We start from the raw sequence: 18633 nt of genomic DNA, 5'->3' as shown, positions 1-18633 counted from the left end.
CGTCGGCAATGAGCGACACGCAGCACGTGGAGCCTCTGCCCATGCCGGGACGACACGAGGCCTTCACCGCTCCTGCCCGGCCCACGCCGAAGTCGTCTGCTGCGCGGGCTGTCTTCCGGCTTGTGTTCAGCACCGGCGAGAACGTCGTCGTGGCCGGACCGGGACTCATCGGGCGAAACCCGGTTGCCTCCGAAAGTGAGCGTCCACTCGAAATCGTGCGCATCGTCGATCCGCAGTTGAGCGTGTCGAAGACTCACCTCGAGTTCGGAATCGAGAACGGCATGTTCTGGGTCAGCGACAGGAACTCCGGCAACGGAACCTCGATCTCCGTCTCCGGAGAGGAGTCGGTGGATGCCCTGCCTGGCGAACGGTATGGAGTGGCCCGAGGCACGCGCATCCGAATCGGCGAGCAGTATTTCGACGTGCTCTAGGAGCAGCCCTCTGTTCGGATCCGCTCACAGGGCGGATTCAGGGCGATCTCTCCACCGGTGGGAGCGGGTGCAGGCGAGCGGGGCTGCCCCCGAGGTCTACTCGTTCCATGCGCCGCCATGACTCGTTCCTTGCCGACGAGGTCATCGTCGTTCCTCGGCCGGCGGACCCGCCTCCGAAGCCGCCATTTCCGATCATCGGAGCGCTCGCCCCACTGGGGGTGGCGGTGGTGGTCTGGTTCGTTCTGCATTCGCCTCTCGCGCTGATCTTCGCGCTGCTCTCACCGGTGATGGCCGTGGCGACGCTTCTCGACGGGCGGTTCAACGGGAGACGGGCGAAGAGACGAAGCGACGCCGAGTTGGTGCGGCGGAAACGCGCCTTTGCCGAGCGTGTGGATGCCTTCCACGCGCGCGAGATCTCGACGCTGAGACAGTGTGCCCCCTCGGCGCGGTCGATTCTTGATCGGACGGCCAACCCGTTCACGGCGACAGTGGCGGGGCAGGCGGTGGTCTGTCTGGGCACCGGATCGGCGAGGAGCAGTATCAGAGTCGAGGGAGGTACCGATGACGATGACGATTCGCGACGGTTGCGCTCGGCGGCTCTTCTGCTGACGGACGCACCCGTGCTTGCGGCGTCTCCCGCGCGGATCGTCGTCGTCGGGGCGCCCCCGCTAGCTCACGCGATCGCCCGAGGGTATGCCGTGCAGCTCGCCGCGGCCGTCTCACCCGATGCGGTCACCTTTCTGGCGGGCTCCACGATGCGGACCCAGGATTCCCGTGCGTGGGCGTGGGTGCACTCACTGCCTCACTCCGGCGGAGAAGAGGTGTCGCTCGGCTCGCTCGACGGGGCCCGACGACCTCTCTGCGCGACGTTCATCGTTGTCGCCGACTCTGTCGAAGCGGTGCCGGCGGAGGCGAACGTGGTCATCGCCGCGGATTCGGTTGCTGATGTCACGGTTCTTCGGCATCCCACGCTCTCGACTCCGTTTCAGATCGGAGGCGAATTCGTATCGGTCATCGAGGTGGAGGATTTCAGCAGAAGGCTGAATCGGCAGACGGCTGCAGCCGGTCATGTGCTCTTCGAACTGCCATCGCGTGTAACCGCTGCCGAGGTCGAGGCGCGGGTGCGCAGAGGAGACGGGGGAGCACCCCGGCCGTCAGTGCCCGGGCTCAGCGCGGCGATCGGAATCGGCGAGCAGGGCGAGGTCTTCAACCTCGACCTCGTCGAACAGGGCCCGCACGCGGTCGTCGCCGGCACCACCGGAAGTGGAAAGAGCGAGCTCCTCGTCACCTGGGTGGCCGCGCTGGCTCAGGCACACACCGCCGCCGCGTTCACCGTTCTGCTCGTGGACTTCAAGGGCGGAGCGGCGTTCGACCCACTGACAGGTCTCGAGCAGTGTGTCGGGCTGATCACCGACCTCGATCCCGGAGGGGCTGAGCGTGCTCTGTCGAGCCTCAGGGCCGAAGTGCGATGGCGGGAAGGAGTTCTCCGCGACGCGTCCGCCCGAGACATCTCCGACGAGCGACTCGGTGGCCGTCTGCCCCGTCTGGTGATCGTCGTCGACGAGTTCGCCGCGATGCTGTCGGAGTTTCCGCAGTTGCACGATGTGTTCGCCGATATCGCGGCCAGGGGGCGGTCGCTCGGCATGCACCTCGTGCTCTGCACACAGAGACCGTCCGGGGTCGTCAAGGACTCTCTGCTCGCAAATTGCGAGCTTCGGCTGTCTCTGCGAGTGAACAACGCGGCCGATTCGACCGCCATCATCGGCAGCCCGGCAGCGACTATGCTGTCTCCCGATCAGCGCGGTCGCTGCCTCATCTCGGTGGGCGGCCGATCGCCGGTCGCCGTGCAGGTGGCCTACACGGATGCCGCCGCCCTCGTCGACGGCCGAACCGCGACCGGGTCTGGCATCCGAGCGCCATGGCTGCCCGCTCTGCCTCATCGGATCATGCTCGACGATCTTCCGAGACCGTCTTCGGGTCTTGCGCTCGGCCTGCTGGATCTACCCGACGAGCAGCGTCAGCCACTCGCTTGCTATGACCTGACCGAACAGGGGCCGCTGCTGATCCTCGGTTCGTCGCGCTCGGGAAAATCGACCCTTCTCTCGACGATCGCTCATCAGGCATCCGCGGTGGTCGCCGTCGGCGCGGGCATCGAGCAGATGTGGGACACGGTGCGCGATGTCGTCGCTCTGTGTCGGGAGAGGCAAGCCGGCGACGATCCTTGCTCACCGGTCGTTGTGCTCATCGACGACCTCGATTCCGCGTTGCGCCGTTTCGATGCCGAGTACCAGAGCGTTCTCGTCTCCGACCTGGCCGCCATTCTGCGGGATGGCCCGGCATGCGGGATCACGCTCATCGCCTCGGCCCAGCGGCTGGCCGCGCCCCTCACCGGCCTCGCGCCGCTCTTTCCGGAACGTATCCACCTCAGATTCGCGAGTCGTCAGGAGTACATCGTCGCCGAAGGTGCGTCCTCTGACCACAATCCCCGTCTGCCTCCGGGGGCGGGGCATTGGCGAGGAGCACGGTTGCAGGTGGCGCTCGTTCCGACTCTTGCGCCGACACGAACAGTGGTGCCGTCGCGGCATGTGCGCACGCATCGCCGATCGATGCCGCCCGTCTTGCTCGTCGTCACGTCTCGCCCCGCGCACTTTCTCGATCGACCGGGCGACGCGATGCCCGATGCGGTCACCCTGATCGACGCCAGCGATCGTGCTGCACTGTCGGCTTTCACGCCCGCGGACGACATGCCGGTATGGATGGTCGGCACGCCTGACGCCTGGATCGCCGCGTGGAGCACATTCGCGAGTCTACGAAGCCGCATCCCCGTCTATTTCGACGGGTGCTCGCTCAGCGATTTTCGCTCGCTGACTCGGCGCCGTGACCTGCCGCCGGCTGTCGATCACGGGCGGCCTGCACGATGGTTGCTCACGCCCGATGACACGGTTACTCGATTCGAGCCGGCAGAGGTTTCCGGCCGGTAATCGCCAATATGGCAGCGGATTTCGTGAATTCTATGTTTCGGTATTGACGCTTTCGCCCTGTTTTGCCCCACGACCTCCTCTGCTATGCCACTATCAGACCACCCTGATGTCCGCCGAGTTCGGAGACCCACCCGACATGAACGCACCGCTGCCCCGTGACCCGATGATCCAGCAGGCGATCGCGTACGCGCGGTCCATGCAACGGGCGAAGCAGATCGCGTTGTCCCGGCGCTCGGTGCTGGCCGGAGCAGGAATGGGACTCGGCGCCTTGGCATTGGCCGCCTGCTCGACCGGCCCGCGTCCTGCACCGCTGGCAGCCGTCGACTCGTCGGCGTCGGACAAGTCGCTCGTGTGGGACAACTGGCCCGCGTACATCGATGAAGACGACGACGGCAACTACCCCACGGTCATCGGATTCGAGGAACAGACCGGCATCAGCGTCACCTACAACGTCGCCGTCGACGACAACAACACCTACTACGGCAAAGTAAAAGACCAACTTGCGCTGGGCCAGGACATCGGTGCGGACACCGTGTGCCTCACGGAATGGATGGTCTCCCGTCTTGTGCGAAAAGGCTATGTGCAGGAGCTCGACGCCAGCAACATTCCCAACAAGAAGAACATGCTGCCGTCGCTCGCGAACCCTGACTTCGATCCCGGTCGCACGCACTCGCTTCCCTGGCAGGGCGGGTTCGCGGGCATCTGCTGGAACAAGGAGCGGCTGCCGAAGGGCCTCCGATCGGTCGAAGATCTGTGGAATCCGGAACTCAAAGGCCGTGTGGGCGTGCTGAGCGAGATGCGAGACACCATCGGAGTCATCATGCAGTCACAGGGAACGGACGTTTCGAGTGACTGGGGCGAGGCCCAGTTCATGGATGCCGTAGATCTGTTCCGCAAACAGGTCGACGACGGGCAGGTGCGCAACATCAAGGGCAACGCATACCTGAACGATCTGCAGAACGAGGACACACTGGCGGCCATCTGCTGGTCTGGTGACATCACGCTCATCAACGCGGAGGCGGGCGACAAATAGGAGTTCATCCTGCCCGACTCGGGCGGCACCTTGTGGAACGATACCTTCGTTGTGCCGATGGGGTCGACCCGCAAGGCGAATGCCGAGGCGTTGATGAACTACTACTACGAGCCTGAGGTCGCCGCCGAGGTCGCGGCCTGGGTCAACTACATCACCCCTGTCGTCGGCGCACGCGAGGCGATGGAGTCCATCGATCCTGAGCTCGCGGACAACCAGCTGATCTTTCCCGACGAGAAGACCCTCGAACGAGCACACGTGTTCCGAACATTGACAGCAGAGGAAGAGAAGACCTTGGGCACTGAATTTCAGAAAGTGTTGTTGGGCATCTGATGAAGACGACGGGTACATTCGCCGAGGCGGGCGCCGACCTCGAGTTCGTCGATATCAGCAAGAGATTTCCGGGCTTCACTGCCATCGAGAGTCTCAATCTCACCATTCCAGCCGGCTCGTTCTTCGCGCTCCTCGGCCCGTCGGGTTGCGGCAAGACGACGACGCTCAGGCTCGTAGCTGGACTAGAGGAGCCGTCGGCAGGCCGCATTCTCATCGGTGGAAAAGACGTCACGAACACGAAGTCTTTCCAGCGGCCGGTGAACACGGTCTTCCAGTCCTACGCGCTGTTTCCGCACATGACGATCCTCGAGAACGTCGCCTTCGGCCTCCGTCGCCGCAAGATCGACGACCCACTGGGCAAGGCTCATGAAGCGCTGCGGCTCGTCGAGCTCGATCATCTCGCGGCTCGGCGGCCGGCGCAGCTGTCGGGCGGCCAACAGCAGCGCGTGGCGCTCGCCCGCGCGATCGTGAACCGTCCAGCACTTCTGCTGCTCGACGAGCCGCTCGGGGCGCTCGACCTCAAGCTGCGCCGCCAGATGCAGCTCGAGCTGAAGAGCATCCAGACCGAGATCGGGCTGACCTTTCTTCATGTGACCCACGACCAGGAGGAAGCCATGACCATGGCCGACATCGTGGCGGTCATGAACAAGGGCGAGATCGAGCAGATGGGGGCCCCAGAGCAACTCTATGAACTGCCCCGAACGGCATTCGTCGCCAACTTCCTCGGCCAGTCCAACCTCTTTACGGGCCAGGTCACCGATTCGACCGCAGACTTCATCACCGTCGACATCGCAGGCAGGGGCATAGTGGTGCCTCGCACCCGGGCTCAGCGCCACGCGGGCGAGGTGACGATCGGCGTGAGGCCCGAGAAGCTGATGCTGCACACGGACGCGCCGGCCGCGGGCGCGGGAATCAACATTCTCGGACCGGGGCGTGTCACCGATGTCTCGTTCTCGGGAGTCAGCACCTCGTACATCGTTCACATTCCGGGACTGGGGGCTGTGACTGTCTTCGCCCAGAACATGGTCTTCGGGCCGGTCGTCAACGAGGGTGCCGAGGTGTGGGTCAGTTGGACTGTCGACCACGGTTTCGGGTTGGAAGACGAGCCGACGCCGGGTTCCCGATTCCCCGCCGACGCGTCGACCAATGCGATCGCCATCCAGCGCAGGGCTGCGCTCGAGACGGAACTGGAAGGGGCGTAGCTCATGGCCTTCGCCGCCTTCGCATCGAGTGATGCGGCCGTGACGAAACCGCCTCGGCGAAAATCCACGATCGCCCTGGTTCTGCTTCTGCCCGGCATCCTCTATATGGTGCTGTTCTTCCTCACGCCGCTCATCTCTCTCGTCATCACGTCATTCCAGGCGGAACTTCCCGGGGGCGACATCGGCGAATACGTCCCTGCTCTGCAGTGGCAGAACTACGTCGACAGTGCGAGCGAGTACCTGCCTCACATCCTGCGCGCCTTCGGCTACGCGCTCGTGGCCACGGTGTTCGCCTTGATCGTCAGCTATCCGATCGCCTACTACATCGGGGTGAAGGCTCGGCGCTGGCCCCTGCTGCAGAGCATGATGCTGACTCTGGTCATCGCGCCGTTCTTCATCAGCTTCCTGCTCCGCACCCTCGCGTGGAAGCAGATCCTCTCGGACGAGTCCCCTGTGGTGCAGGCCCTCAAAGCGGTGGCCATCCTGCCCGCAGACGGGCACCTCACGGGCACACCGTTCGCCGTGATCTTCGGGCTCACCTACAACTTCATCCCGTTCATGACGCTCCCGCTCTATACGACTCTGGAGCGCCTCGACACCCGCTTCCTCGAGGCGGGAAGCGACCTGTATGCGAATCCCGCCACGACGTTCCTGAAGGTCACTGTTCCACTGTCGATGCCGGGCATCATCTCCGGCACACTGCTCACGTTCATCCCAGCGGCCGGTGACTATATCAACGCCAGTCGCGACTTTCTGGGATCGAGCAAGACTGCCATGCTCGGAAATGCGATCGAGGCAAACTTCCTCACCCTTCAGAACTATCCCGTCGCGGCGGCGCTCTCCATCATCCTGATGGCTGTGATCCTGATACTCGTCGGCGTCTACGTGCGCCGCAGCGGAACGGAGGACTTGCTGTGACAGCCCCGCCCCTTGAGACGAGCAACCCATCGCCGGAGCGCGCGGCCGCGCCGCGCCCACGGAGGAGGTTCGCGGGTCTCGGTCTTCCCATCTACGTCACCCTGGCACTCGTGTTCCTGCTCATCCCGATCGCGTACACCTTCGTGTTCTCGTTCAATGACTCCGCGAAGTCCAACATCGCGTGGAGAGGGTTCACCTTCGACAAGTGGCTCACCGTCTGTAACGAACCCGGACTCTGCGAAGCCTTCGGCAACAGCATCCTCGTCGGAGTCGTGGCAACCGCCCTCGCGACGGCGCTCGGCACGGCGATCGCCATAGCCCTCGTTCGGTACCGATTCCGATTCCGCTCCAGCATCAGCCTGCTGCTGTTCCTGCCGATGGCGACTCCCGAGGTTGTGCTGGGTGCGGGGCTCGCGGCGCAGTTCCTGGCCCTCGGCACGCAGAAGGGCATCGTCACCGTGATCCTCGCGCACACGATGTTCTGCATCAGCTTCGTCGTGGTCACCGTGAAGGCGCGCGTGGCCAGTCTCGACCCCGCGCTCGAGGAAGCCGGCAGAGACCTCTACGGTTCCCCGGCGCAGGTCTTCTGGCGCATCACATTTCCCCTGCTGCTGCCAGGCATTCTGGCGGCGGCGCTTCTCTCGTTCGCGCTGAGCTTCGACGACTTCATCATCACGAACTTCAACTCGGGCGCGGTCGACACGTTCCCCAAGTTCATCTACATCGCCGCGGCTCGAGGCATTCCTGCCGAGGCCAACGTGGTCGCATCGGCCGTCTTCATCATCGCGATTCTCATCGTCGTAGTGAGCCAGGTCAGCCGGTCGGCCAGACAGAAGAGGCTCGCGAAGCTCGGCTAGGTCACCGGGGCAGGCGCCGTCAGGCCGTGACTCTGATCGTGCCGACAGGCTGTCCGCCGCCGAGAACGGTGAGATCGAATGTGCGCACCAGTGCATCGACGTCGCCGCGGTCGACGGCGCCCGCCCGGACCAGGAGTTCGAGCGCCACGATCGCGGCGGCGCGCAGGCTGCCGTCGAGAATCTTGAGCGCGACGGCCACCCCGGACCTGGTGGACATGACCATGACCCCCTCGGCACCGAGTTTCGCGAAGAGCTGGAGCTCGTCGATGACGAGAGTGTTCTGCTCTTTCGGGGAGTCGACCGCCCAGCCGTTGGCGAGCACCGAGTCGACGAGCCATTCGGCATCCGGCGTCTCGCTCTGAGCGATGCGCGACACACCTCGCGCAAGCGCCCGGAGGGAGATCGCGTGCACAGGCGCACCGCATCCGTCGACACCGGATGCCGCGATCTCTTCACCGGTCTGCTCTTCGATGAGGTCACGGATGCGCAGCTGCAGGGGATGCGCGGGGTCGAGATAGTCGGTCGTGCTCCAGCCCTGCTGAACGCACGCGAGCAGCATCGCGGCATGCTTGCCAGAGCAGTTCATATAGACGCGCTCGGCGGAGCCGCCCGCCCGAACCGCGGCGTCGCGGGCTGCACGATCGCCGGGCCAGTCTGCGGGGCATCCGAGGGCCGACTCATCGAGTGAGGCCAGCTGAAGAATCTCGCGCACGACGTCGACATGCTCTGGTGTTCCGCCGTGACTCGCCATGGAGAGTGCGGTCTGCAGGGGAGTGAGGTGCACCCCCGCCTCGCGGATGGCCAGGGCCTGGAAGGGCTTGAGGCTGGAGCGCGGGAATACGGGAGCCGCCGCATCGCCGAGTTCTTCGAGCACCGTGCCCGTGGGATCGACCACGACTGCGGCACCGACGTGACGCGACTCGATGAATCCGCTGCGCTCCAGAACCGCCAGCTCGACAGCCCCTTCGATGGAGAAGGTGCCCAGTGAAGAGCCGTGCGATGCAGCCGTCGCCGCAGAGGTCATCGCAACGTCGCCATTGCGTCGTCGATGACTCCCAGTGCATCGGCCAGGAGTGCGTCGGAGATCGCGAGGCTCGGAAGGAAGCGCACGATGTTGCCATAGGTTCCCGCGTTCAGAACGAGAACGCCCTGAGATGCCGCGTAGGCCACGATCGCGTCGACGGCCTTCGGATTGGGTTCCTTGGTGGTGGCGCCCGTGCCTGGCTGAACCAGTTCGATCGCGATCATCGCTCCGACACCCCGGATGTCGCCGATGATGTCGTACTTCGATGCCAGCTCCTCGAGGCCCGCGACGAGCGTCTGCTCGATTCGGGTCGCCTCGGCGAGCAGATTCTCGCTCTCGATCTGCTCGAACACGGCCACGGCCGCCGCAGCAGCCACAGGGTTTCCACCGAAGGTGCCGCCCAAGCCGCCGGGAAGAGCGGAGTCCATGATCTCGGCGCGGCCGGTGACACCGGCGAGAGGAAGACCGCCCGCGATTCCCTTGGCGCTCAGAACCACGTCGGGAACCAGGCCGAAGTGCTCGCTGGCGAAGTAGGCGCCGGTGCGGGCCATACCGCTCTGGATCTCGTCGGCGATGAAGACGATGCCGTTCTCGGTGCACCACTGCTGCAGCGCGGGCAGGTAGCCGTCGGCCGGCACAACGAAGCCGCCCTCGCCCTGAATCGGTTCGACCACGAGGCAGGCCAGATCGTAGGCGCCCACGGTCTTCTCGAGGTAGCCGATCGTGCGGGCTGCAGCCTCGGCACCGGTGAGACCGTCGTGGTATGGGTACGAGTTGGGCGCGCGGTAGACATCGCCGGCGAAGGGGCCGAAGCCCGTGGAGTACGGCGCCGCCTTGAAGTTCATGGCCATGGTCAGATTGGTGCGGCCGTGATAAGCGTGCTCGAGAACAGCCACGCCCGTGCGACGCGTGTACTTGCGAGCGATCTTGACGGCGTTCTCAACTGCCTCGGCGCCGGAGTTGACGAGGACCGTCTTTTTCGCAAAGTCACCCGGGGTGTGCTGGGCGAGAAGTTCGGCGACCTGCACATACTCCTCGTAGGGGGTGACGGTGAACAGCGTGTGAGTGACCTTGCCGAGCTGTGCGGCGGCGGCCTCGATGACGTGCGCTGAGGTATGACCGACGGTCGTGACTCCGATGCCCGCACCGAGATCGATGAACTGGTTGCCGTCGGCATCGACGAGGATCGCGCCGTTCGCCTTCTCGATATAGATGGGAAGCGCTGTGCCGACACCCACCGGCACAACGGTCAGTCGTCGCTCGTGCAGTGCGATGCTCTTGGGACCGGGGATGGCCGTGACGACCTTCCGCTCCTGGGCGACGGTGTACGAGGAATTCAGGGTGTCTGTCATGATGCGATCGAGTTTACCGTCGCGCCGGCGCCCGCCCGGTTAGGCTGATCGCGTGAAAGCGCAGCATTCCTACACCGTGACCGTAGAGTGGCTTGGAAATCGAGGCACGGGCACGAGCGGCTATCGCGACTACGGGCGTGGCCACCTTGTGACGGCATCGGGAAAACACCCCATCGAGGGCAGTGCCGACCGCACGTTCCACGGTGACACCGAGCGGTGGAATCCCGAGGAGATGCTGCTGGCCGCCTTGAGCCAGTGCCACATGCTGTCGTATCTGCACGTCGCGGTTCTGCACGGCGTCGTGGTCACGGGATACCGGGATGAGGCGACCGGAACCCTCGCCCTCGACCGCACGGGTGGCGGACGCTTCACTTCTGCGACGCTGCATCCGAGGGTCGAACTGGCCGACCCGTCGCAGGCCGAGCTTGCGCAGTCGCTGCACGGCGAAGCGAGCGAGAAGTGCTTCATCGCGAACTCGGTCAATTTCCCCGTGCGGCACGAACCTCTGGCCGAATGACCGCCAGGCACGTGCGGGTGACTCTGCATACCGCGCCGGCGACCGACGCGCTCGAGCGAGCCGTCGCATCCGTGGTCGGCGTTGCGCACACGAAGGTGGTTCTGGATACCTCGTGCGACGAGTGCGGCAGGCAGCACGGCAAACCGCGTGTGGCCTCTCCCCGCGCCGACGACGGCTCGGAGATCATGGTGAGCAAGAGCTCGGCGGCAGGGCGGGTCGCGATAGCCCTATCGATGGATGCGCGAGGGGGCGATCTCGGAATCGACATCGAGTCGTCGGTACAGATGTCGCGGGCGCGGGTCGACGAGGCGGCCTTCTCCGCCGCGGAGCGCGATCTCATCGACGACGAGCGACCCGAGAGCCGTGACCTGCTGCGCACCCGACTCTGGTCTCGCAAGGAGGCGTATCTCAAGGCGACCGGTCGCGGTCTTCGCCTCGACCTCACCACGATCGATCTCGCATCCGGTATCGCGCCCGACGCGGTCATCGTCGAGGTTCCGCTAGCGGACCCGACCGTGGTGCTGACCGTCGTGATGCTCGGCCAGGAGCCTGTCTTCGTCGACGTCGAAGACCTGCGGGATCAGGCCGAGTCAGCGGGGCAGCACCGGCAGCCGCTCGGAGAACAGCCAGCTCTCGAATAGCTCGTCGAGATCGACGGCGCTGCGTTCGCGGGCGTGCAGATAGAAGCCCTCGGTCGTCACATTGCCGTAGCGGTTCTCGGTGGCCCATGAGCTCAGGAGTTCGAAGAACGCGTCGTCACCGATCGTGGTACGCAGAGCATGGAGCGTGAGCGCTCCCCGCTTGTACACTCTGTCGTCGAACATCCTCTCGGGCCCAGGATCGCCGATCGTCAGGTCTTGCGGGAGGTGCGAGAGACGCGCCCAGTGCTGATGCGCGAGTCGGTCCGCTGTCGGTCCGCCCGATTCCTCCGACCAGAGCCACTCGGCGTAGCAGGCGAAGCCCTCGTGCAGCCAGATGTCCTTCCACGTCGTAGCGGTGACACTGTTGCCGAACCAGGAGTGGGCCAGTTCGTGCGCGATGAGCCGTTCCGATCCGCCCAACCCGTCGATGTGGTTCCTGCCGAAGACCGCGAAGCCGTGGGCCTCGACCGGGATCTCGAGGTCGTCGTCGGCGACGACCACCGAATATTCGCCGAACGGATACGGGCCGAACGAGCGCTCGAAGAGTGCCAGCATTCGCTCCTGGTCGGCGAAGTCCTTCTGTGCGCGATCAACGATCGATGCCGGCGCGAGCACGGTCTGGGGCACCGGCGATCTCGAGAGCACCAGTTCTCTGTAGACACCGATCTGAATGCTGGCCAGGTAGGTGGCCATGGGCTCGACCGTCTCGAACGTCCACGAGGTGCGGCTCGCTCGACGTACCTTCGATGTGAGGCGCCCGTTCGCGAGCACCGAATACGACGATTCGGTCGAGATGCGGATGCGGAACGCGGCCTTGTCGCTCGGGTGGTCGTTGCAGGGGAACCAGCTCGGCGCGCCGCTGGGCTGAGAGGCGACGAGCACGCCGTCGCTGAGCTCCTCCCAGCCGAGTTCACCCCAGGGGCTGCGGACGGGCCGTGGGGATCCGCCGTAGCGCACTGTCACGACGAACTCCCGGCCCGCAGGGATCGCGGTGGCCGGTGTGATGGTGAGTTTCCTGGCCGATTCGACCAGTTTCGAGGGAGCCGCTCCGTCGATGGTGACGCGCGTCGCGACGAGCCCGCAGAAATCGACGCTGAAGCGGGTCAGCTCGTGGGTGGCCGTGGCCGTGATGATGGCGGTCGCCGCCAGCCGGTTGTTCGCGACCCTGTAGTCGAGGTCGAGGTCGTACGACGAAACCGCGTAGCCGCCGTTGCCGCTTGTGGGAACGTAGCTGTCGCCGATGGTCAGGGAACCGTTACTGGGGTGAGGAGGAGTGTTCGGCATCTGTCGATCAAGTATTCCACGGTGCGATGGGGTTGCCTGTCCAGCGGCTGGCGGCCGGCACGACCTCGCCGCGCATCACGAGTGATGCCGGCCCTACCGTGGCACCGTCGTCGATGCGAGCGGCGGGAAGGATCACGCTGTGCGGGCCCAGGGTCGCTCCGGATGCGATCACGACGGTGTCGAGCGACATCACACGGTCGTGAAACAGGTGGGTCTGCACGACACAGCCGCGGTTCACGCTCGATCCGTCGCCGAGCTCGACCAGATCTGCCTCGGGAAGCCAGTAGGTCTCGATCCAGGCGCCTCGGCCGATGCGTGCGCCGAGCGACGCCAGCCACAGTGCGAGCGCGGGCGTTCCCGTCGCGGCCCGCGCGAACCAGGGCGCGGCGACCATCTCGACGAAGGTGTCCGACACCTCGTTTCGCCAGATGAACGACGACCACAGCGGATGCTCGGTGGCGCGAATTCTGCCCACGATCGTCCACTTGGCGACGGTCGTGACGGCCGCCGCAACGGCGCCCGCCGCGAGCATGACCGGCCCCGAGAGCACGATCATCCAGCCGAGCCCGAACTCGAGAAGGAGCAACTCGAGCGTCAGCAGAACGCCGAGGCCGATGCCGACGGTGATCATCACGGGCACGAGACGGCCGAGCTCCCACAGTGCGCGCGCCACTCGCAGCGAGACGGGAGGCTGGTAAGTGCGACTCTCATCGAACTCGGCCACGGCGCGGCGCAGACGTACCGGCGGGTTGCCGAGCCATGACGACCCCGACTTCGCCTTGCGTGGTGTCGCCGACAGCACGGCGACCAGTCCGTTCTTCGGAACGGTCCTTCCGGGGCCGGTCATGCCGCTGTTTCCGAGGAACGCCCGACGGCCGATCTTCGCCTCGTCGATGCGCATCCAGCCGCCACCGAGTTCGTACGACGCGACCATGGTGTCGTCGGCGAGGAACGCATGGTCGCCGATTGTGGTCATTGCGGGCAGAAGAAGCACCGTCGAGGCCTCGACATTCGTTCCAACCTTGGCTCCGAGGAGTCGGAGCCAGACGGGAGTGAAGAGACTTGCGTAGAGCGGGAACAGCATCGTGCGCGACAGATCGAGCAGGCGTTCGGTCGCCCAGACCTGCCAGCCCACACGGGAGCGCACCGGATAGTGACCGGGAGCGAGGCCGATGCCCAGAACGCGAACACTGACCACGACGAGCAGGGCGAAGACGACGCCGGCCGCGATCGTCGCTAGGGGCAAGGATGCGAGAGACCTCAGCGCGAGCTCCCCAAGGGAGTTCGAGCCGCGCACCATGGCGCCGGTCACCAGCGCGCCGACCGCCAGGGCCACAAGGGGCAGAAGAGACAGCAGTACCGAGCCTGCACCGTAGGCGGCGACCCATCCGGATGCGCGCGGCGGCCGTTCGGACGGCCAGCCCGGGCGGGCCTTGCCCATCCGTTCTGCCGGCGAGCCCGCCCAGCGCTCTCCGCCAGGAACGCGGCCGGACACCGATGATCCTGCGGCGATCTCGGCGCCCCGTCCGACCCGCGCGCCGGGCAGCAGGGTGCTGCGTGAGCCGATCGTCGCGTCTGCACCGATCGTGACCGCTCCGATACGCAGAATGTCACCATCGAGCCAGTATCCAGAGAGGTCGACCTCGGGCTCGATTGCGACGCGTGCGCCGAGTTTGAGCATGCCCGTCACCGGGGGAAGGGAGTGCAGATCGACGCCTTCGCCGATGGTGGCTCCGAGAGCCCGGGCGTAGTAGGCGATCCAGGGGGCGCCGGCGAGACTGGCCGCACCCACCAGCGCGGCGACCTGCTCGGCCATCCACAGTCGCACGTGAACGTGGCCCCCGCGCGGATATGCACCGGGCTTCACACCACGCAGCAGCAGACGGGCTGCGATAACCGACACCCCCATGCGTCCGACAGGGGTCACGAGAATCAGGAATCCCGCGACCAGCCACCACCACGACACAGAAGGGAGCCAGCCGATTCCGGCGAAGGAGAGGAGCAGTGCGTTTGCGGCGAGAAGGTACACGCTCCAACGCGCGCCGACGATGATATGCAGCGGAATACCGAGCAGGGTCTGGGCCCATTGGGTGGAGCGCGGTGTGGGAATGACCGTGCGTGGCTCCACAGCGACGCTCGGTGCTCGGGAATCGAGTTCGGTCGCGAGCGCTCCGATGCGCGGATGGTCGTAGAGATCGGAGACGCGCGCCTCGGGGAAGCGTGCGCGGATCATGCTCGTGAGCTGGGCTGCGGCAAGACTGCCACCGCCGACGGCGAAGAAGTCGTCGGATGCGTCGGTGACGGACGTGCCGAGCACCTCTGTCCAGAGTTCGGCGAGCCAGCCGGCTGTTCCGCTGAGTTCGGCTGACGAGCCTGCTGCTCCGCTCGACGCGGATGCGAGGGGCCAGGGGAGAGCGGCCCGGTCGACTTTTCCAGAGATTCGGGTCGGTATGGACTCGACGATGGCGAGTGCGGGAACCAGGGCGGCCGGCAGTTCCTCTCGGAGTCGCGCGACGGCCGCGGCGCGGTCGAACTCGGACTCTGTGGTCGCGGGATCGAGCGCAAGGTAGCCGACGAGCACCTGATTGCCCGCGTTCGTCGTCTGCACGACCGCAGCCGCACCGGCCACACCGGCCAGACCCTGCAGCGCAGCCTCGATCTCGCCGAGCTCGATACGCCGTCCGCCCAGTTTGATCTGGTCGTCGGCTCTGCCCTGAAAGACGAGTCCCTCGCGCTCGAAGCGCACGAGGTCTCCGCTTCGGTATGCGCGCTCCCAGCCGAGGCTCGGCATCGGCGCGTATTTCTCGGCATCTTTTGCCGGGTCGAGGTAGCGTGCCAGCCCGACTCCGCCGATGATCAGTTCGCCGACCTCGCCGTCTCCGACAGGAGCTCCCGTTGCATCGACAACGGCGAGGTCCCACCCATCGAGGGGGAGTCCGATACGAATCGGCGTCGTGCCATCGAGAAGAGCGCCGCATGCGACGACCGTCGCCTCCGTAGGCCCGTAGGTGTTCCACAACTCGCGAGCGGGGGTGGCAAGGCGGGCTGCCAGCTCGGGCGGGCAGGCCTCGCCGCCGAAGATCAGCAGGCGCACATTCTCGAGCGATTCCGCGGGCCAGAGTCCCGCGAGGGTGGGAACCGTGGAGACGACCGTGATGCCGTGAGCGATGAGCCACGGCCCCAGGTCGGCACCCGAGCGAACCAGCGATCGGGGCGCAGGCACAAGGCATGCTCCGTGCCTCCAAGCGAGCCACATCTCTTCGCACGATGCGTCGAAGGCGACCGAGAGCCCGGCGAGTACGCGGTCAGCCTGGTCGAGCGGCTCCGACTGCAGAAACATCCGCGCCTCGGCATCGACGAACGCGGCCGCCGATCGATGTGTGACGGCGACGCCCTTGGGCACCCCCGTCGAGCCCGAGGTGAAGATGATCCAGGCGTCGTCGTCTGGCGTGGGAGCGCCGAGGGTGGTGATGGTGCCGGTGCCCGAGCGCACCGGTTCGAGGCCGATGCTCTCTCGAGTGTCAAGACGCCGGGTTCCGTCTGTGGAGACGCGCGGCACGATCGTGCCATCTGCGCCGATGTACCCGACGACATCCGCCTCGCCGAAGACCAGCTCAGCTCTCTCTTCGGGGTCGTCAGCATCGACAGGAACGTACGCGGCGCCGAGCACCAGCACGGCCAGAATCGAGATATAGAGGGTTCTGCCGCCCGACGGAATGCGGATGCCCACCCGATCGCCGCGGCGCACGCCGGCGACCGAGAGCGCGACCGCTGCCTGTGACACCAGTCGCATCAGTTCGCGGTAGCTGACCGATCCGTTCGCATCGGCGAGGGCGGCCGATTCCGGATGCCTGTCGGCCGAGTCGCGCAGAATGTCGACGAGCGTGCGCGGGGCTGGGGTGCGCTCGCTGCCCAGAAGGAGTCCGGGTTCAGCGGGGGAGTCTGTCACATCTGTCTCCTGGGGAATCGATCGTCGCGTGCCCACGCGGCGATCGAACCGTAGGGCCTCGAGGTGGACGAGAGGTTAACGAGCCTGAGGGGCACGGATCCGCCCGTTGTGCAGTTAGCTAGGACTGTGTCCGTTCCAACCACCCCCGTTCTGCAGCGATTGGTTCTCATCGTCGCTGTGCTCGCCGCCTTCGTCGCGTTTCTCGACGGTACCGTGATCACGGTCGCCCTGCCCGCCATTACGCGCGAACTGGGCGGTGGCATCGTGACTCAGCAATGGGTGATGGATGCCTATCTCATCACCCTCGGCTCCATCATCCTGCTGGCGGGTTCGCTCTCCGACGCGTTCGGGCGAAAGAAAGTGCTGTTCTGGGGCCTGCTGGGCTTCGGCGCGGCATCGCTGATCTGCGCGATCGCGCCCACCGCCGGGGTGCTCATCGCCGCGCGAGCTCTTCAGGGTGTCGCCGGGGCGCTCCTCGTTCCGAGTTCCCTCGCACTCATCCTCTCGACGTTCTCCGGACCCGCTCAGGCCAAGGCGATCGGGTCGTGGACCGCGTGGACGAGCACCGCCTTCCTCGCAGGCCCTCTCATCGGTGGGCTTCTTGTCGACTTGGTGTCGTGGAGGCTCGTCTTCGCAATCAACGTCGTGCCGATTGCCCTGACCCTGTTCTTTCTCGCCCGGCTTCCGCATGACAAGCCCGCTGCCGCCGGTGCGCGGGTCGACGTGACAGGCGCCGCTCTCGGCATCGTGGGGCTCGGCCTGCCCGTCTTCGCCCTCATCGAGCAGTCCAACTTCGGCTGGGCGAGCCCGGTGATTTTCGTTCCTGCGGCCGTCGGTGCAGCCTCGTTCGTGCTCTTCATCCTGCACGAGCGCCGCACGGCGCAGCCGATGATGCCACTGTCGCTCTTTAGGGTGCGCAACTTCTCGGTGGGCAATGTCTCGACCCTCTTCGTCTACGGCGCCCTCTCGCTCGGCACCTTCCTCCTTGCCGTTTTTCTGCAGCAGGTGGCTGGCTACTCGGCGACGCTGGCCGGCTTGAGCACGCTGCCTACGACGATCATCAGCATCGCTCTGTCGACGCAGATCGGCCGACTGGCGGGCAGATTCGGCTCGAGGCTCTTTATGTTCGTCGGGCCGATCGTGTCGGGTGTCGGCTTCCTGCTGCTCCTGCGCGTCACCGATTCCGCCGACTACTGGAGCCAGGTCTTCCCCGGCATCGTTGTCTTCGGCCTGGGAATGACGATCACGGTCGCGCCGCTGACATCGGCCATTCTGGGGTCGATCGAGCAAGCCCACGCAGGCATTGCATCCGCGGTCAACAACGCGGTGTCGCGCGTCGCCGGTCTCATCGCGGTGGCGGCTGCGGGCCTCATCGTGGGCTCGAATCTCGATGTCGCGGGATTCCACCGGGCGGCCATTGTCACGGGCGTACTGCTGATCGTGGGCGGCGTGATCTCCGGGATCGGCATCGTCAACTCTCATCCGACGGATGCGCAAGCGAAGGCGGCAACTCGATGACGACACCGAGGGTGCGCCTTGCCTTTCTGGGTGACGAGGTTTACGCCCTCTTGCAGCGTGGCGACCTCGCCTCGGCGTCGCGCCGCTCCCAACTCGAGCTTCCCCAGGCATTCGTCACCAGCGAGTCGTGGCTGTGGCCCATATTCCGAGCGAAGATCGCCGCAGATCCGGCAGCCGAATCCGTGGTCGTACGGGCGATCGTCGACATTGAGACCAACGTCGTGGTGGGCCACGCCGGTTTCCATGCGCCCCCGGATGCCCGGGGCATGCTCGAGGTCGGATACACGGTCCTCGAGGCCCATCGGAGGAGAGGCTTCGCCACGTCGACCGTTTCCCTGCTGCTGCAGGAAGCCGCGGAGCGAGGCGCGTCCGTCGTGCGGGCGAGCATCAGTCCTGAAAACATCGCATCCCTCGCCGTCGTTCGCGGTCTGGGCTTCGTTCACGTGGGCCAGCAGATCGACGACGAAGACGGGCTGGAACTGATCTACGAGCGGTCGCCCGAACCAGAGAGCACTCTCCCTCCCAGCCCCTGAACAGGAAGGTGCGGCGCTGGTAGTCCAGACTGGACGGGAATCATCCACTGTCTTCGCGCGCTC

General features: G+C 65.7%; 15 protein-coding genes. 11 read left to right on the top strand and 4 right to left on the bottom strand.

All coding sequences use genetic code 11. The features are described 5' to 3' along the window. Positions 1–8 precede the first annotated feature (8 nt). The 7 genes from TZ00_RS01295 (at position 9) to TZ00_RS01270 (ending at position 7752) form a co-directional block, all read left to right on the top strand. Entirely contained in the window at positions 9–431 is a 423-nt protein-coding gene (locus TZ00_RS01295; RefSeq protein ID WP_052521183.1) for an FHA domain-containing protein, read from the top strand. Positions 432–538: 107 nt separating this feature from the next. Beyond that, on the top strand, positions 539–3412 hold the full coding sequence (locus tag TZ00_RS01290) for an FtsK/SpoIIIE domain-containing protein (RefSeq protein ID WP_044438691.1): 2874 nt from the start codon (positions 539–541) through the stop codon (positions 3410–3412). Positions 3413–3548: 136 nt separating this feature from the next. Then, a complete protein-coding gene (locus tag TZ00_RS01285) occupies positions 3549–4445 on the top strand; it encodes an ABC transporter substrate-binding protein (protein ID WP_238579531.1) in 897 nt (298 codons plus the stop codon). A 30-nt stretch (positions 4446–4475) separates the two neighbouring features. Next, positions 4476–4775, top strand: coding sequence for a type 2 periplasmic-binding domain-containing protein (locus TZ00_RS20240; protein ID WP_238579530.1), 300 nt, complete (start codon positions 4476–4478; stop codon positions 4773–4775). After that, on the top strand, positions 4775–5977 hold the full coding sequence (locus TZ00_RS01280) for an ABC transporter ATP-binding protein (RefSeq protein WP_044438689.1): 1203 nt from the start codon (positions 4775–4777) through the stop codon (positions 5975–5977). Before TZ00_RS20240 ends, TZ00_RS01280 begins: the two co-directional genes overlap by 1 nt. 3 nt (positions 5978–5980) lie before the next feature. After that, positions 5981–6895, top strand: a complete 915-nt coding sequence (locus TZ00_RS01275; RefSeq protein WP_044438687.1) for an ABC transporter permease — start codon at positions 5981–5983, stop codon at positions 6893–6895. An 89-nt stretch (positions 6896–6984) separates the two neighbouring features. After that, the gene (locus tag TZ00_RS01270; protein WP_238579561.1) at positions 6985–7752 is read left to right on the top strand and encodes an ABC transporter permease; all 768 of its coding nucleotides are present in this window, start codon (positions 6985–6987) and stop codon (positions 7750–7752) included. Positions 7753–7771: 19 nt separating this feature from the next. Here the strand turns inward: TZ00_RS01270 and TZ00_RS01265 are convergent, their stop codons facing one another. After that, positions 7772–8776 (bottom strand): asparaginase, encoded by a 1005-nt coding sequence (locus TZ00_RS01265; protein ID WP_044438683.1) that lies wholly within the window; start codon positions 8774–8776, stop codon positions 7772–7774. After that, positions 8773–10128 (bottom strand): 4-aminobutyrate--2-oxoglutarate transaminase, encoded by a 1356-nt coding sequence (gene gabT / locus TZ00_RS01260; protein WP_084605834.1) that lies wholly within the window; start codon positions 10126–10128, stop codon positions 8773–8775. The genes TZ00_RS01265 and gabT overlap by 4 nt, the downstream gene beginning before the upstream one ends. Positions 10129–10180: 52 nt before the next feature. On the opposite strand from gabT, the gene TZ00_RS01255 reads away from it, so the two are divergent. Then, positions 10181–10645: an OsmC family protein gene (locus tag TZ00_RS01255; protein WP_044438680.1), complete on the top strand. Its 465-nt coding sequence runs from the start codon at positions 10181–10183 to the stop codon at positions 10643–10645. Next, positions 10642–11286, top strand: a complete 645-nt coding sequence (locus TZ00_RS01250; RefSeq protein ID WP_044438678.1) for a 4'-phosphopantetheinyl transferase family protein — start codon at positions 10642–10644, stop codon at positions 11284–11286. The genes TZ00_RS01255 and TZ00_RS01250 overlap by 4 nt, the downstream gene beginning before the upstream one ends. On the opposite strand, the gene TZ00_RS01245 is transcribed toward TZ00_RS01250, so the two are convergent. Beyond that, positions 11236–12570 carry a M1 family metallopeptidase gene (locus tag TZ00_RS01245; RefSeq protein WP_044438676.1) on the bottom strand — a complete coding sequence of 445 codons (1335 nt, stop codon included), beginning with the start codon at positions 12568–12570 and terminating at the stop codon, positions 11236–11238. The two genes, TZ00_RS01250 and TZ00_RS01245, sit on opposite strands and share 51 nt — an antisense overlap. Positions 12571–12577: 7 nt before the next feature. Continuing rightward, entirely contained in the window at positions 12578–16519 is a 3942-nt protein-coding gene (locus tag TZ00_RS01240; RefSeq protein ID WP_044439264.1) for a Pls/PosA family non-ribosomal peptide synthetase, read from the bottom strand. A 126-nt stretch (positions 16520–16645) separates the two neighbouring features. Between TZ00_RS01240 and TZ00_RS01235 the strand changes: the two genes are divergently transcribed. Next, positions 16646–18037, top strand: coding sequence for a DHA2 family efflux MFS transporter permease subunit (locus TZ00_RS01235; RefSeq protein WP_044438674.1), 1392 nt, complete (start codon positions 16646–16648; stop codon positions 18035–18037). Next, a complete protein-coding gene (locus TZ00_RS01230; RefSeq protein ID WP_044438672.1) occupies positions 18034–18570 on the top strand; it encodes a GNAT family N-acetyltransferase in 537 nt (178 codons plus the stop codon). The genes TZ00_RS01235 and TZ00_RS01230 overlap by 4 nt, the downstream gene beginning before the upstream one ends. The last annotated feature ends 63 nt before the right edge of the window (positions 18571–18633 follow it).

The sequence above is a fragment of the Agreia bicolorata genome, assembly GCF_000938265.1.
Taxonomy (GTDB): Bacteria; Actinomycetota; Actinomycetes; order Actinomycetales; family Microbacteriaceae; genus Agreia; species Agreia bicolorata.
This window is presented reverse-complemented; position numbering and strand designations above follow the sequence as displayed.

What these genes read in the sequence shown, in the direction of transcription:
- TZ00_RS01295 (WP_052521183.1), top strand. Translation starts at nt 9, where the DNA reads ATGAGCGACACGCAGCACGTGGAGCCTCTGCCCATGCCGGGACGACAC.
- TZ00_RS01290 (WP_044438691.1), top strand. Translation starts at nt 539, where the DNA reads ATGCGCCGCCATGACTCGTTCCTTGCCGACGAGGTCATCGTCGTTCCT.
- TZ00_RS01285 (WP_238579531.1), top strand. Translation starts at nt 3,549, where the DNA reads ATGAACGCACCGCTGCCCCGTGACCCGATGATCCAGCAGGCGATCGCG.
- TZ00_RS01280 (WP_044438689.1), top strand. Translation starts at nt 4,775, where the DNA reads ATGAAGACGACGGGTACATTCGCCGAGGCGGGCGCCGACCTCGAGTTC.
- TZ00_RS01275 (WP_044438687.1), top strand. Translation starts at nt 5,981, where the DNA reads ATGGCCTTCGCCGCCTTCGCATCGAGTGATGCGGCCGTGACGAAACCG.
- TZ00_RS01265 (WP_044438683.1), bottom strand. Translation starts at nt 8,776, where the DNA reads ATGACCTCTGCGGCGACGGCTGCATCGCACGGCTCTTCACTGGGCACC.
- gabT (WP_084605834.1), bottom strand. Translation starts at nt 10,128, where the DNA reads ATGACAGACACCCTGAATTCCTCGTACACCGTCGCCCAGGAGCGGAAG.
- TZ00_RS01250 (WP_044438678.1), top strand. Translation starts at nt 10,642, where the DNA reads ATGACCGCCAGGCACGTGCGGGTGACTCTGCATACCGCGCCGGCGACC.
- TZ00_RS01245 (WP_044438676.1), bottom strand. Translation starts at nt 12,570, where the DNA reads ATGCCGAACACTCCTCCTCACCCCAGTAACGGTTCCCTGACCATCGGC.
- TZ00_RS01230 (WP_044438672.1), top strand. Translation starts at nt 18,034, where the DNA reads ATGACGACACCGAGGGTGCGCCTTGCCTTTCTGGGTGACGAGGTTTAC.